Annotated in this window: 16 protein-coding genes; all 16 read right to left on the bottom strand. The window is 58.7% G+C overall.

The features are described 5' to 3' along the window. Positions 1 to 36: 36 nt before the first annotated feature. Positions 37 to 435 carry an OsmC family protein gene (locus tag AC22G1_RS04945; RefSeq protein ID WP_487315778.1) on the bottom strand — a complete coding sequence of 133 codons (399 nt, stop codon included), beginning with the start codon at positions 433 to 435 and terminating at the stop codon, positions 37 to 39. 81 nt (positions 436 to 516) lie between these two features. Further along, positions 517 to 2,004 carry a ribosome biogenesis GTPase Der gene (gene der / locus AC22G1_RS04940; RefSeq protein ID WP_487315777.1) on the bottom strand — a complete coding sequence of 496 codons (1,488 nt, stop codon included), beginning with the start codon at positions 2,002 to 2,004 and terminating at the stop codon, positions 517 to 519. A 64-nt stretch (positions 2,005 to 2,068) separates the two neighbouring features. After that, entirely contained in the window at positions 2,069 to 3,247 is a 1,179-nt protein-coding gene (gene bamB / locus AC22G1_RS04935) for an outer membrane protein assembly factor BamB (protein WP_487315776.1), read from the bottom strand. A 2-nt stretch (positions 3,248 to 3,249) separates the two neighbouring features. After that, positions 3,250 to 3,861 carry a YfgM family protein gene (locus AC22G1_RS04930; protein WP_487315775.1) on the bottom strand — a complete coding sequence of 204 codons (612 nt, stop codon included), beginning with the start codon at positions 3,859 to 3,861 and terminating at the stop codon, positions 3,250 to 3,252. 15 nt (positions 3,862 to 3,876) lie between these two features. Further along, entirely contained in the window at positions 3,877 to 5,115 is a 1,239-nt protein-coding gene (gene hisS, locus AC22G1_RS04925) for a histidine--tRNA ligase (RefSeq protein ID WP_487316689.1), read from the bottom strand. A 75-nt stretch (positions 5,116 to 5,190) separates the two neighbouring features. Next, positions 5,191 to 6,303, bottom strand: a complete 1,113-nt coding sequence (gene ispG / locus AC22G1_RS04920; RefSeq protein WP_417358937.1) for a flavodoxin-dependent (E)-4-hydroxy-3-methylbut-2-enyl-diphosphate synthase — start codon at positions 6,301 to 6,303, stop codon at positions 5,191 to 5,193. Between the two features lie 14 nt (positions 6,304 to 6,317). After that, a complete protein-coding gene (locus tag AC22G1_RS04915; protein WP_487315774.1) occupies positions 6,318 to 7,250 on the bottom strand; it encodes a RodZ domain-containing protein in 933 nt (310 codons plus the stop codon). Next, complete coding sequence (gene pilW / locus AC22G1_RS04910) at positions 7,250 to 8,002, bottom strand: type IV pilus biogenesis/stability protein PilW (protein WP_487315773.1); 753 nt, start codon at positions 8,000 to 8,002, stop codon at positions 7,250 to 7,252. The genes AC22G1_RS04915 and pilW overlap by 1 nt, the downstream gene beginning before the upstream one ends. Before the next feature lie 58 nt (positions 8,003 to 8,060). Beyond that, positions 8,061 to 9,182: a dual-specificity RNA methyltransferase RlmN gene (rlmN, locus tag AC22G1_RS04905; RefSeq protein WP_487315772.1), complete on the bottom strand. Its 1,122-nt coding sequence runs from the start codon at positions 9,180 to 9,182 to the stop codon at positions 8,061 to 8,063. Between the two features lie 104 nt (positions 9,183 to 9,286). Next, on the bottom strand, positions 9,287 to 9,718 hold the full coding sequence (gene ndk, locus AC22G1_RS04900; RefSeq protein ID WP_050657247.1) for a nucleoside-diphosphate kinase: 432 nt from the start codon (positions 9,716 to 9,718) through the stop codon (positions 9,287 to 9,289). A gap of 113 nt (positions 9,719 to 9,831) precedes the next feature. Beyond that, positions 9,832 to 10,035, bottom strand: a complete 204-nt coding sequence (gene iscX / locus AC22G1_RS04895; RefSeq protein WP_487315771.1) for a Fe-S cluster assembly protein IscX — start codon at positions 10,033 to 10,035, stop codon at positions 9,832 to 9,834. 48 nt (positions 10,036 to 10,083) lie between these two features. After that, a complete protein-coding gene (fdx, locus tag AC22G1_RS04890; RefSeq protein ID WP_050657245.1) occupies positions 10,084 to 10,422 on the bottom strand; it encodes an ISC system 2Fe-2S type ferredoxin in 339 nt (112 codons plus the stop codon). Between the two features lies 1 nt (position 10,423). Next, positions 10,424 to 12,286 (bottom strand): Fe-S protein assembly chaperone HscA, encoded by a 1,863-nt coding sequence (gene hscA / locus AC22G1_RS04885; RefSeq protein ID WP_487315770.1) that lies wholly within the window; start codon positions 12,284 to 12,286, stop codon positions 10,424 to 10,426. 14 nt (positions 12,287 to 12,300) lie between these two features. Then, positions 12,301 to 12,825: a Fe-S protein assembly co-chaperone HscB gene (gene hscB / locus AC22G1_RS04880; RefSeq protein ID WP_050657243.1), complete on the bottom strand. Its 525-nt coding sequence runs from the start codon at positions 12,823 to 12,825 to the stop codon at positions 12,301 to 12,303. Beyond that, positions 12,803 to 13,126 (bottom strand): iron-sulfur cluster assembly protein IscA, encoded by a 324-nt coding sequence (iscA, locus tag AC22G1_RS04875; RefSeq protein ID WP_050657242.1) that lies wholly within the window; start codon positions 13,124 to 13,126, stop codon positions 12,803 to 12,805. Before iscA ends, hscB begins: the two co-directional genes overlap by 23 nt. Beyond that, positions 13,127 to 13,513: a Fe-S cluster assembly scaffold IscU gene (gene iscU, locus AC22G1_RS04870; protein WP_050657241.1), complete on the bottom strand. Its 387-nt coding sequence runs from the start codon at positions 13,511 to 13,513 to the stop codon at positions 13,127 to 13,129. It abuts the gene before it with no gap. Positions 13,514 to 13,526 lie beyond the last annotated feature (13 nt).

Raw genomic sequence — 13,526 nt, 5'->3', positions numbered from 1 at the left:
TTGGGTGCGGCCTTTTCTTTTGGCCCGATGCCTAGCTTAGGCCAGCGCCGTTTCGATTCGCACTTCGGTGCTGGTCATCAGTTTGTGAATGGGGCAGCGTTCGCCTATTTCCACCAGTTTGGCTTTGTCTTCGTCGCTCAGATCCCCTTCTGGGGCCAGGGTGACGCTGAGCTGGTAGAGGCCCTTGCGCTCTTGGCTGTCGTCACGGCTAACGGTGACGGTGAGCTTTTCCAGGGGCAGCTGTTTGTGGCGGGCGTACAGGAAGATGGTCAGGGCCTTGCAGGCGCCGAGGGAAAGATCAAAGTAGTCGTGGGGGTCGGGGGCGCTGCCTTCGCCACCGAGATTGGCCGGTACGTCGGTAAAGAGGGTGTTGAAATCTTCAACGTCGATGCTGTGACGCAGCTTGCCGGCTTCCACGGTTTTTAAGGTGATCATGGTGGGTCCTTCACGGGTAGGTATTGCGCCAGCATAAGGGTAAGACCGGCCAAAAGAAAAGGCGCCAAATGGCGCCTTCTGTTATCCCTTACGGGATTTTATGAATTTCATCAACCGCTTACGCTTACGTTGCTGAGTCAGAGTAAGAGAGTTTCTCTTCCCGGCGTAGGGGTTGTCCCCTTCCTGGAACTCCACATGGATGGGGGTACCAATCACCTGCAGCGACTTGCGATAGTAGTTCATCAGGTAGCGCTTGTAGGACTGGGGCAGCTTCTCTACCTGGTTGCCGTGGATGATAACCCGCGGCGGGTTGTAACCCCCGGCATGGGCGTATTTGAGCTTGACGCGGCGGCCAGACACCAGCGGCGGCTGGTGGTCGTCCTGGGCCATCTGCAGGATACGGGTCAGCTTGGAAGTGGATACCCGCTGGGTGGCCGAGGCAAAGGCTTCGTTCACCGACTCAAAGAGGTTGCCTACGCCGGAGCCGTGCAGGGCGGAGATAAAGTGCAGCCGGGCAAAATCGATAAAGCCCAGGCGCCTGTCCAGCTCGCGCTTGATGTCTTCACGGTCTTCAACGCTCAGGCCATCCCACTTGTTCACCACCAGCACCAGGGCGCGGCCGGCGTTGAGCACGTGGCCCAAGAGGTTGAGATCTTGGTCTGACAGGCCCTCGCGGGCGTCCATGGTCAGCAGCACCACGTTGGCGTCTTCGATGGCCTGCAGGGTTTTAACCACGGAGAATTTTTCGACGGTGTCGTCAATGCGGCCACGGCGGCGCACACCGGCGGTGTCGATGATGATGTAGTTCTTGCCGTCGCGCTCCATGGGAATGTACACGGAGTCGCGGGTGGTGCCGGGCATGTCGAACACCACCACCCGCTCTTCACCGAGGATGCGGTTGGTGAGCGTGGATTTACCGACGTTGGGGCGGCCAACGATGGCAATTTTGACCGGCAGGTCGGCATAAGGGATGGCTTCGGCTTCTTCTTCGTCTTCGATGGCGTCGACGTCGATAAGCTCTTGGCCCAGTACGTCAGACAGCGCTTCGGAGGCTTCGTCTTCCACCTGGGCCAGTTCGGCCACCACCGGAATAAGGGCGTTGTCCAGCAGTTGGGTAACACCACGGCCGTGGGCGGCGGCGATTTGCCACACTTCGCCCAGGCTCAGGCCCCAGAATTCGGCGCAGGCGGAGTCGCCGTCGATACCGTCAACCTTGTTGGCCACCAGAAACACCGGCTTATTGAGTTGGCGAATATGGCGGGCAATGGCTTGGTCAGCGGCGGTGAGGCCGTCACGGGCGTCTACCAGCAACATCACCACATCGGCTTCTTCCATAGCCAGCAGGGATTGCTTGGCCATGGCGGCGTCGATGCCTTTTTCGTCGCCTTCGATACCGCCGGTATCCACCAGGATGAAATCATGCTCGCCATAGCGCGCCTGACCGTATTTACGGTCGCGGGTGAGGCCGGGGTAATCGGCCACCAGGGCGTCACGGCTGTTGGTGAGGCGGTTGAACAGGGTGGATTTGCCCACATTGGGGCGCCCAACCAGGGCCACTACGGGAAGCATGATGATCCTCTCAAAGCAAAACGGCCGCATAATGCGGCCGCGTATTGTTCCGTTTTCGGCGGACTTAGTCCAGCTTAATCATGTACAAATCGCCATCACGGCTTTGTACCAGGACATTTCCGTCCACCACCACCGGGCGGGCATACAAACCGGAGCTGTTGATCTCGTCACGGCCCAGCAATTCACCGCTGTTTTTGTCAAACCAGTGCAGATAACCCTCGAAATCGCCTACCAGCACTTTGTCGCCCAAAATAGCCGGGGCGGTGATGCGGCGGTTGAGCAGCATCGGCTGGCTCCACTTCTCAAGGCCGCTGCGACGGTCGATGTTGTACAGGGTGCTGTTGGCATCGCTGACAATCAAATCAAAACCGACAATGGCCATGGAGCGATAGGAAGAGTAATCCCGTTTCCACAGCGGGCGGCCTGAACGCAGGTCAATGGCAACCAGTTCACCATTATAGGCAACGGCGTACACCACAGGGCCAACCACGATGGGGGTGGCGTCTACGTCGCGGAGCAGCTCCAGGGCGTTTTCACCCTTGGCAGGAGACACGTCCTGCTCCCAGGCGGCCAGGCCACTGTCGAGCAGCACTGCGGCCAGCTTGCCATCAGGAGTGCCAATCAGGGCTGCGCCTTGCACCACGCTGGGCTCGGATACGCCGCGAAGGGTCAGTGAAGGTACGGTTTGCTCGTAAACCCACTTTTGCTTGCCGGTGCCCTCTTCCAGGGCAACGAGCTTGCCGGAAGTGGTGTTCACCAGCACCAGGCCAGAATCCGGTACCGGGGCAGCCATGGCTTCACCGGGAACGGTAGCTTGCCATTTGATGTCGCCGGTTTTCTCGTCGAGGGCGTAGACCACGCCGTTCTCGGAGCCGATATAAATCTTGCCAAAGCCGGCAGACACGCCACCAGACAGGCGCATGTCTTTACGGTTGCCGAAGAAGGAGCTGGCTTCACCCAGGTCAATCTTCCACAGTTTGTCGCCGGTTTTCGGGTCAAGGGCTTCCACCACCCCTTCACGGGAGGCGGCAAAAATCTTGTCGTAGGCGTAAACCGGTTCGAGGTTGGAGAAATAGGAACCAATGCCGTCGCCGACAGAGGTACTCCAAATCACGTCGTCACTGACTTTATTGTCAAAAGGAGCCAGTTCGGCAGGCTTACGTACTTCATCGTTGGAGCTGCACCCCACCAGGGCAACCAACGCCACGCCGGCCAGGGCCGACCATTTTGACCATCCGCTCATGCTTAGCCTTTGCTATCCAGAGATTCGAGTTTTAATTGCAAGGCAGGGGAGCCTTCCTGACCGGCCAGCGCTTCCTGATAGGCACTGCGTGCTGCAGCCAGGTCGCCTTCCTTGACGGCAATATCACCCAAAAGTTCCTGAGCTTGAGCTTTATATGCGGCATTTTTAACCAGCTCAACGGTCGCCTTGGCGCCCTTGGCATCGCCTTTGGCCAGCTGTACGCGGGCTTTGCGCAGGTTGAAAATGGCTTTGAGAGTATCGCTATCGCTGTGGGCAATGGCTTGGTCCAAATAGCCCAGGGCCTTGTCCAGTTCGTTTTTCTCGACCGCTTCCTTGGCAAGGCGAGCCGCCATCAAGGTGGGGTATTGGCCGGCAGCGTCGGATTTAATAAAGCTTTCACCGGCATCCAGATCGCCACCGTCGACTTTTTTCACCGCCGCGGCATAGGCAATAGAAGCCTTTTCCTGGGCCGATTTTTGGCTGTCGCTGTACCAGTGCCAGCCGTAAATGGCGGCCAGGCCAATCAGGGTACCGGCAATGATGCTGTTACCGTGTTCTTTCCAAAAGCGCTTGATGGCTTCTACTTGTTGTTCTTCGGTGCTGTAAATTTCCACGCCGGATAATCCTTGTTATTTTTGCTCGAGGAGGCTGGCCAGTTCGTTCATCTTGATACTTTGCTGGCTGCCTTCTTTCAGATCCTTAACGGTTACCTGGCCTTCGGCCAGCTCGTTGTCACCGAGGATCAAGGCCCAACGGGCGCCGCTCTTGTCGGCACGCTTGAGCTGCTTCTTGAAATTGCCGCCACCACAGTGGCACATCAGCCTCAGCTCTGGCAACTGGCCACGCAGTTTGGCCGCCAGTACAAAAGCCTGGCGCTCTGCCGCTTCGCCCATGGGGCAAAGGTAGGCATCTACCGCCGGTTTCACATTCTGGGTTTTCTCCAGCGCTTCAACCAGCAACACCAACCGCTCCAGGCCCAGGCCAAAGCCCACGCCCTGGGTGGCTTTGCCGCCCAGCTGTTCGACCAGGCCGTCGTAACGGCCACCGGCACAAACGGTGCCCTGGGCGCCGAGGCTGTCGGTTACCCACTCGAACACGGTGCGGTTGTAGTAATCCAGGCCACGGACCAGGCGCTCGTTGATGCGATATGGGATACCCACTTCGTCCAGCAGCGCCTTGAGCCCGTCAAAGTGGGCCTTGGAGTCGTCATCCAGGTAGTCGTGCAGGCGCGGCGCGTCTTTCAAAACGGCCTGGATGTCTGGGTTTTTGGTGTCCAGTACCCGCAGCGGGTTGGAGTACATGCGCCGCTTGGCATCTTCGTCCAAGACCTCGATGTGCTTTTCCAAGAAGGCGATCAGCACGTCGCGGTAGTTGGCACGAGCTTCGTTAGAGCCCAGGCTGTTGAGCTCCAGAGTCACGTGTTCTTTGATGCCGAGCTTTTCCCAAAGGGTGGCAGACAGCAAAATCACTTCGGCATCGATATCAGGGCCGGCAAGGCCGTAGGCTTCTACGCCGAACTGGTGAAACTGGCGATAGCGGCCTTTTTGCGGGCGCTCGTGGCGGAACATGGGGCCCATGTACCACAGGCGCTGCTCCTGGTTATACAGCAGGCCATGTTCGATACCGGCGCGCACCGCACTGGCGGTGCCTTCGGGGCGCAGGGTCAGGCTGTCGCCATTGCGGTCTTCGAAGGTGTACATCTCTTTTTCAACGATATCGGTGACTTCACCGATGGAGCGTTTGAAAAGGTCGGTACTTTCGACGATGGGGGTGCGAATTTCGCTGTACCCGAAAGACGACACGGTGTCGCGGATGGCCTGCTCAACGTACTGCCACAAAGGGGACTGGCTCGGCAGGCAATCGTTCATGCCGCGGATGGCTTGGATGCTTTTCACGTAAAAACTCTGCAATCAAAAAGGGTTGGGCAGCCCGGAGGCTGCCTGTCAGTCCTGGTTCTTGGTGGGGATACGCTGGTTCATCATGGCAACCTTGGCGCGGATACGGGCTTCAAGCTCGTCCACCAGGTTGTCGTTGTCCAGGCGCTCCTTCTGGCGCTCGCCGTCCACGTAGTAGCCGCTTTTGCGGGTGGCGCCGGCAATGCCCATGTCGGACACCAGGGCTTCGCCAGGGCCGTTAACCACACAGCCGATAACGGAGACGTCCAGCGGCGTGGTGATGTCTTCCAGGCGGTTTTCCAAGGCGTTGACGGTACCAATCACATCAAACTCCTGGCGCGAGCAGCTAGGGCAAGCGATGAAGTTGATACCGCGGGAACGGATACGCAGGGATTTGAGGATATCAAAGCCCACTTTGACTTCTTCTACCGGGTCGGCGGCCAGAGACACCCGCAGGGTGTCGCCAATGCCCTCGGCCAGCAACATGCCAAGGCCGATGGCCGATTTCACGGCGCCGCTGCGGGCGCCACCGGCTTCGGTGATGCCCAGATGCAGCGGTTGCTTGATTTGCTGAGCCAGCAAGCGATAAGCGCCCACGGCCAGGAATACGTCGGAGGCCTTAACCGACACCTTGAACTGGTCAAAATTGAGCCTGTCGAGGATGTCCACATGGCGCATCGCCGATTCCACCAGGGCGGCAGGAGTCGGCTCACCGTATTTTTCCTGGATATCCTTTTCCAGCGAACCGCCGTTCACACCAATGCGAATGGGAATGTTCTTGTCGCGGGCGGCGTCTACCACGGCGCGGATGCGGTCTTCCTTGCCGATGTTGCCGGGGTTGATACGCAGGCAGTCGGCGCCGTACTCGGCCACCTTCAGAGCGATGCGGTAGTCAAAGTGGATATCGGCCACCAGCGGAATAGACACCCGCTCCTTGATGGCCTTGAAGGCTTCAGCCGCGTCCATGGTGGGAACGGACACCCGCACGATATCGGCGCCGGCACGCTCGATGGCCTGAATTTGGGCCACGGTGGCGTCCACGTCGGTGGTGCGGGTATTGGTCATGGATTGCACCGCGATGGGCGCACCGTCCCCGATAGGTACCTTACCTACGTAGATACGGGTGGACTGGCGGCGCTCGATAGGCGGCTGATGCTGCATGGCTCTACTCGACCTTAGTTTTGGGGCAGAGTCAGCTTGGCAAGGCGGCCGGCTCTGAAGCCCGATAAATCAACGGGTTGGCCCTGGTATTGGACAGTTACCATCTCAGGGGCACCCAACCTTAGGGTATAGGGCGCGGCGGCATCGAGGGTAAAGGACTGGCCGGCGGTTTTCACCCCTTCCAGCACCCTCTTGCCACTGGCATCCTCGATTCTAACCCAACAATCACCTTTAAAGGAGATCTCAAGCGTCTGGGTTTGGGATTGGGTGCCAGTCGGCGCAGCCTCGGCTGCTGCCGTTTGCGAAGGCGCGGCGCTACCGGCGGCGCTGTTTTGCACCGGCGCCGGGTTCAGACCCTGCTGCGCAGGTGGAGCGCTGTCTTGTGGCTCTTGCTCGGGGGTATCGCTGCTGCCCTGGCCAAGGTCGACGCCGTCGTCATCAGCGGGCACCGCTGCTGGCTCGCTCGTATTGTTGGCTGCCGGCGTGATGGCGGCACTGTTGCTGGTTTGCGGGGCGGCACTGTTATTGACGATAGAGCTGCCACTGGTGGCTTGCTGGTAGCCAAAGTAAATCAGCATGGCCACAAACCCCAGGCCAATCAGCCAAGTAATGAGGGTCAGCCAGTTCTCGGATTTTTGCCGGGAGGTGCGCTTGGAAAAGCTCTGCATGTTGCTTTCAGTCTGGCTTTGCAGGCGATCGCTGCAAAGCTCGGCAAGCACGGTTTTCTCGTCCAGCTCCAAAAGTCGGCAATAGGCGCGGATATAGCCCTTGGTGTAAGTCGCTGGAGAGGCGGTGTCGTAGTCGTCTTGTTCGAGTTTTTCGACCACAGAGGCACGCAGGTTCAGTCGCTTGGCGACGTTATCCAATGTCCAACCCCGCTGTTCGCGGGCCTGTCTTAAACGCTGGCCGGCACTAAGCGTGATTTGGTCTTCGCTTGGTTCTGCCATCAGAATTTATTACTCCGGTATTGTTGGCTGAATGGTGAGTCAGGGAATTTTGAAATAAGTTCCTCACCATATTGCTGAACGCCCTGCCGATCTCCGGTTGCTTTGGCTACTTTCAGGCCAAGAAATAAGCTTTGTGGGTTGGGCCTGGCCACTTTTTCAAAACGCTGCAGGTAGCCCTTGGCTCCCGAGTAGTCTGCTTTGTCGTACAGCACTTCCGACATGCCCAGCAGCGAGCTGGCACGGCGGCCGTCATGACTCAGGGCGCTGGCGTAATATTGCTCGGCTTTGCCGATGTTGCCTTCAAGGCGCGAACAGGTAGCGGCGTTCTCGTAGGCCCCGGCTATTTTGATGTAGCCCTTGGCCTTTACCGCTTTGAGGAAATAGGGAATGGCGTCTTCGTAACGGCCGATACCGCACAGGAAGGCGCCAAAGTTATTGAGGGCTTCGCCGTTGTCAGGGTCAAGGCTGATGGCGCGGCGATAGGCCTCTTCGGCGTCGCTGGTTTCGCCAACGGTCTGATAGTAATAACCCAGGCTGTAATACACATCCGGCATGTCGGGTGCATATTCCTGGGCTTTGAGCAGGTTCATTTTCGCCTGGGCCGAGTCACCACTACGAAGGTAAGCAAGGCCCAGTTGCATGCGGGATTTGGCGGCGGCTTTAGGGTCGAACTCTTTGGTACTGACCGGGTTACCCTGGCCGTCGTAGGTCTGGGTAACACAGCCCCCAACAGCCAGTAACAGGAGTGTCACGGTGAAGAGTCGAGTGCGGCGATGCGCCATAATCAAGCCTGTGTAATCTGTTGAGATTTCACACCATTTTTACTGAAATACCCGGCCCTTGCATCTGTTTTTTCAAAACCCGCTTGGTACGGTCCACCACCTCACCGGCCAACTGGCCACAGGCGGCGTCGATATCGTCACCGCGGGTCTTACGGACGATGACGGTAAAGCCGTATTCCATCAGCACCTTGGAAAAACGGTCGATGCGGGAGTTGGAGCTGCGGCCATAAGGCGCGCCCGGAAAGGGGTTCCAGGGAATAAGGTTGATTTTGGCCGGGGTGTCTTTAAGGCACTTGGCCAGCTCATGGGCCTGATCGGTGGAATCGTTGACGTGATCGAGCATCACGTACTCCACGGTAACCCGCCCCTGGTTGGCGTTGGATTTCGCCAAGTAGCCCCGTACCGAGGCCAGGAAGGTCTCGATGTTGTACTTCTTGTTGATGGGCACAATCTCGTTGCGCAGCTCATCGGTGGGGGCGTGCAGGCTGATAGCCAGCGCCACATCAATCATGTCGCCCAGTTTGTCCAGCGCCGGCACCACGCCGGAGGTGGACAGAGTCACCCGGCGTTTGGAGAGGCCATAGCCGAGGTCGTCCAGCATCAGCTCCATGGCCGGCACCACGTTGGCCATGTTCAAAAGCGGTTCGCCCATGCCCATCATCACCACGTTGGTGATGGGTTTGACGTTGGAGTTGCCTTGCGGGCCCAGCACTTTGGCGGCGCGCCACACCTGGCCGATGATCTCGCTGACCTTGAGGTTGCGGTTAAAGCCTTGCTGAGCGGTAGAGCAGAAGGTGCATTCGAGGGCGCAGCCCACCTGGGAAGAGACGCACAGGGTGGCACGGTCTTTTTCCGGGATATAAACAGCTTCCACTTCCTGGCCGCCCGAGACGGTGAGCGCCCACTTGATGGTGCCGTCAGAAGAGCGCTGCTCTTGGGAAATAATGGGCGCTTCAATGACGCAACGCTCTTTGAGCTTATTGCGCAGCACCTTATTGATGTTGGTCATGTCATCGAAGTTGTCGACCCCGAAGTGATAGATCCACTTCATGACCTGCTCGGCACGGAACGGCTTTTCGTCCATCTCGGCGAAAAAGTCGCGCAGTTCCTTACGGCTCAAGTCCAACAGGTTGATTTTGCCTTCGCTCATGGCATGACCTCGGTTACAACGGCTCAAGGGCCGGCATTGTACAGTTTACAAGCAATACAACAAAGGGGGGCAAAGCCCCCCTTTGTGACAAGGTGCGCGCAATCTTAGCGAGTGCGGGCGCAAACTTCAGTTTCGGTAAAGAAGTAGGCGATTTCGCGGGCAGCGGACTCTTCAGAGTCAGAGCCGTGCACGGCGTTTTCGTCGATGCTGGCAGCGTAGTCAGCGCGCAGGGTGCCGGCCAGGGCTTGAGCCGGGTTGGTAGCGCCCATGATTTCGCGGTTTTTCAGAACGGCGTTTTCGCCTTCCAGCACTTGCACCATCACAGGGCCGGAGGTCATGAAATCAACCAGGGCTTTGAAGAAGGGACGCTCTTTGTGCTCGGCGTAGAAACCTTCAGCCTGTTCGCGGGACAGGTGCAGCATCTTGGCGGCAACGATTTTCAGACCGGTGGTCTCAAAACGGTTGTAGATGGCGCCGATCACGTTCTTGGCAACAGCGTCAGGCTTGATAATGGAGATGGTACGTTGAACAGCCATGGGGCTCCGTCCTCAACAAAATTAGGGTTTAGGGTTCTAAAATGGCCGCATAGTATAAGCCAAGTTATCGCAACTGGAAATGTCAGGCCCATGACAAGTTGCAGATCCCACTGTTAACCGTCGAATTCGTCCAGCCAGACCATAAAAATGGCCTCGAGAATGCGCTCGTTGGAGGCGTTGGGGTCGTCGTCGAAGTCGTCCAGCTCGCAGATCCACTGGTGCATGTCAGTAAAGCGCACCGTTTTTGGGTTCAGCTGCGGGTCCCGGTCAAACAGCGCTTCGGCAAGCTCCCGGGTATCACTCCATTTCAGGCCCATGGCGGTCTCCTTATCGTTGATAAAAAAGGCGCCCCGAGGCGCCTTTTGTCAGTGCTCTTCGCGAGCCAGGTTGATGGTGTACTTGGGAATGTCCACCACTAGGTCGTCATCGGCGACCCTAGCCTGGCAAGAGAGGCGCGATTCGGGCTCCAGGCCCCAGGCCTTGTCCAGCATGTCGTCTTCCAGCTCGTCGGATTCTTCCAGAGAGTCGAAGCCTTCTCGGACAATCACATGGCAGGTGGTGCAGGCGCAGGATTTTTCGCAGGCATGCTCAATCTCGATGCCGTGTTTGAGGGCCACATCGAGAATGCTCTCGCCCTTGGCCGCGTCCACCGCCAGGCCCTCTGGGCACAATTCGGCGTGGGGCAGAAATACAATCTTGGGCATCTTACACCTCGTCTACATTATGGCCGGCCAGGGCCTTGCGAATACTGTCGTCCATGCGGCGGGCAGCGAACTGCTCGCTGGCCTTATCCACCGCTTCGATGGCGTTCTTGATGGCGTCGGGGTCGGTGCCCCGGGCCACATCGGCCAGGGTATCGAGCGCCGCCAAAATGGCGTCTTGCTCACCGGCGTCCAGCAGGCGGCTACCGTCGGCGGCGAGAGCGGCCATCAGCGCCTCGTTCACCCGGCGCGCTTCCACTTGCTGTTCAGCCAGCATGCGGGCAGCCATGTCCTCTTTGGCATTGGCCATGGCGTCTTGGATCATGTCCGCCACTTCGGTGTCAGACAATCCGTAGGACGGCTTGACCTGAATGCTGGTCTGGCGGCCGGTGGATTTTTCCATGGCGGTCACCGACAGCAGGCCGTCGGCATCCACCTGGAAGGTCACCCGGATATGGGCAGCGCCAGCGGCCATGGGCGGAATATCGGTCAGTACGAAGCGTGCCAGAGAGCGGCAGTCTTTCACCATCTCCCGCTCACCTTGCAGCACATGGATAGCCATGGCGCTTTGGCCGTCTTTGAAGGTGGTAAATTCCTGGGCCCGCGCCACCGGGATGGTGGTGTTACGGGGCACGATTTTTTCCACCAGGCCGCCCATGGTCTCAAGCCCCAGAGAAAGGGGGATGACGTCCAGCAGCAATAGCTCGCTGTCGGGCTTGTTGCCGACCAGAATATCGGCCTGAATGGCGGCACCGATGGCTACCACTTCGTCGGGGTTGATGCTGGTCAGCGGCTGCTGGCCGAAGAATTCGCCCACGGCGCTGCGTACTCGCGGCACCCGGGTAGAACCCCCAACCATCACCACCTGCTGCACCTCGCTGTTGTCCACCTCGGCGTCGCGAACGGCGCGCCGGCAGGCCAGCAAAGTGCGTTTAACCAGGGGCTCAATCAGGGCGTCAAACTGCTCGCGGCTAAGCTCGGCCTGATACGCATTCCCTTCCAAGGTTAGCGCCAGGGTGGTGCTCGGCACATCGGTAAGGGCTTCTTTAGCGTCGCAGGCCGCAGACAGCAGTGCCCGCTCGGCCACCACGCCCAGCTTGTCGGCCAGTTGCCATTGGCTGCGCAGCCAATCGACGATGGCGTGGTCGAAATCGTCGCCGCCAAGGGCGGTATCGCCGCCGGTGGCCAGCACTTCGAACACCCCTTTGGAGAGGCGCAAAATGGAGATGTCAAAGGTGCCGCCGCCCAAATCGTAAACGGCGATCACCCCTTCGGCGCCAGAATCCAGGCCATAAGCCACAGCAGCGGCGGTTGGCTCGTTTAAAAGGCGCAGCACCTTGAGACCGGCAAGCTCGGCAGCATCTTTGGTGGCCTGGCGCTGGGCGTCGTCAAAGTAGGCGGGCACGGTGATAACGGCGCCCATCAGATCGCCGCCAAGGGCCGCTTCGCCGCGCTCTTTGAGCGCGGCAAGGATATGGGAAGACACCTCGATGGGGTTCTTCGGGCCCTGGGCCGTTTCAATACGCGGCAGGCCGTTTTCGGTGGCGCTGAAACGATAGGGCAGCTTGGGATAGCGCTTTTGGATGTCCTCAAGGGAACGGCCCATAAAGCGTTTGACGGAAATAAGGGTGTTTTCAGGGTCAGCCGCCGCCTTGGCTTTGGCTTCTACCCCAACCAGGCGCTCGGCGCCGTAATGCACGGCGGAAGGCAAAATGGCCCTGGCGTTTTCGTCTTTAAGGGTAACGGCGGTGCCGCTGCGTACAGCCGCAACCAGAGAATTGGTGGTACCAAGATCAATGCCCACCGCCAGGCGATGCTCGTGAGGGGCGGCGCTTTGACCTGGTTCCGCGATCTGAAGTAATGCCATGAAGGTTCGCTATGTCAGTAGTCGAGCAGGGATTCTTCCAGCCGCTCAATTTCGATCAGCATTTTGTCCACAAACTTGAGCTTGCGAACGGTGTCGGCGGCCGTGTCAAAATCCTGCTGCCCGTATTGGGCGGCAAATTCCTGATGAAGCTCGGCCCGGGCCGCCAGGATGGTTTTGCGCATGGTGTCGATGCCGTCGGCATCTTCCACGTCCATCAGGGCTTCGCGCCATTCCATCTGCTGCATCAAAAAAGCCGTGTCCTTGAGGGTACGGCTTTCGTCGGCCAGTTCGAGGCCATTAAGACTCAGCAGGTATTCGGCGCGACGGGTGGCGTGGCGCAGGGTGTCGAAGGCGTCGTTCAGCAATGCCGTTTTGGCCAAGGCTTGAGCGCGGTCGCGCTCAGAGCCGGAGGCAAAACGGTCAGGATGCAGGGCGGCGGCCAGCCGACGATAGCGGCTGGCCAGCTCATCCTTGTCCAGTTCAAACCCTTCTGGCAGATCAAAGAGCGCAAAGTGGTTAGACGGTGAAGGACTCGCCACAGCCACACTCCCCTTTGGTGTTGGGATTGTTGAACTGGAAGCCTTCGTTGAGGCCTTCCTTGACGAAATCCAACTCGGTGCCGTCGAGATACACTAGGCTCTTCTGGTCGACAATCACCTTGACGCCGTGATCTTCGAAGATCTCATCGTCGGTGTTGGTATCGTCTACAAACTCCAGCACATAGGCCAGGCCACTACAGCCGGTGGTGCGCACGCCCAGGCGCACGCCCACGCCCTTGCCGCGATTGGCCAGGAAGGTCGAAACCCGTTTGGCGGCTGTCTCGGTCAAGGTAATGGCCATTTATGCCAGCCCCTTCTTGCTCTTGTAGTCGGCGATGGCGGCCTTGATGGCGTCTTCGGCGAGGATGGAGCAGTGAATTTTCACCGGGGGCAGCGCCAGTTCTTCGGCGATGGAGGTGTTTTTCAAGGTCTCGGCTTCGGCGATGGACTTACCCTTCACCCACTCTGTTACCAGGGAGCTGGAGGCAATGGCGCTGCCGCAACCGTAGGTCTTGAATTTGGCGTCTTCGATGATGCCGTCATCGTTGATCTTCAGCTGCAGCTTCATTACGTCGCCACAAGCCGGAGCGCCGACCATACCGGTAGCAATGCTGGGATCGTTCTTGTCGAACGAGCCCACGTTGCGGGGGTTTTCGTAGTGGTCAATGACCTTTTCACTGTATGCCATGATAAGGCTCCTT

The organism is Gallaecimonas zhanjiangensis, assembly GCF_057624825.1.
The sequence above is the reverse complement of the archived record's forward strand: the minus strand, read 5'-3'. Positions and strand labels throughout refer to the sequence as shown.

Excerpts from the sequence above, each read along its gene's own strand:
- AC22G1_RS04945 (WP_487315778.1), bottom strand. The coding sequence starts at position 435 with ATGATCACCTTAAAAACCGTGGAAGCCGGCAAGCTGCGTCACAGCATC.
- der (WP_487315777.1), bottom strand. The coding sequence starts at position 2,004 with ATGCTTCCCGTAGTGGCCCTGGTTGGGCGCCCCAATGTGGGCAAATCC.
- bamB (WP_487315776.1), bottom strand. The coding sequence starts at position 3,247 with ATGAGCGGATGGTCAAAATGGTCGGCCCTGGCCGGCGTGGCGTTGGTT.
- hisS (WP_487316689.1), bottom strand. The coding sequence starts at position 5,115 with ATGAACGATTGCCTGCCGAGCCAGTCCCCTTTGTGGCAGTACGTTGAG.
- ispG (WP_417358937.1), bottom strand. The coding sequence starts at position 6,303 with ATGCAGCATCAGCCGCCTATCGAGCGCCGCCAGTCCACCCGTATCTAC.
- AC22G1_RS04915 (WP_487315774.1), bottom strand. The coding sequence starts at position 7,250 with ATGGCAGAACCAAGCGAAGACCAAATCACGCTTAGTGCCGGCCAGCGT.
- rlmN (WP_487315772.1), bottom strand. The coding sequence starts at position 9,182 with ATGAGCGAAGGCAAAATCAACCTGTTGGACTTGAGCCGTAAGGAACTG.
- ndk (WP_050657247.1), bottom strand. The coding sequence starts at position 9,718 with ATGGCTGTTCAACGTACCATCTCCATTATCAAGCCTGACGCTGTTGCC.
- iscX (WP_487315771.1), bottom strand. The coding sequence starts at position 10,035 with ATGGGCCTGAAATGGAGTGATACCCGGGAGCTTGCCGAAGCGCTGTTT.
- fdx (WP_050657245.1), bottom strand. The coding sequence starts at position 10,422 with ATGCCCAAGATTGTATTTCTGCCCCACGCCGAATTGTGCCCAGAGGGC.
- hscA (WP_487315770.1), bottom strand. The coding sequence starts at position 12,286 with ATGGCATTACTTCAGATCGCGGAACCAGGTCAAAGCGCCGCCCCTCAC.
- iscA (WP_050657242.1), bottom strand. The coding sequence starts at position 13,126 with ATGGCCATTACCTTGACCGAGACAGCCGCCAAACGGGTTTCGACCTTC.
- iscU (WP_050657241.1), bottom strand. The coding sequence starts at position 13,513 with ATGGCATACAGTGAAAAGGTCATTGACCACTACGAAAACCCCCGCAAC.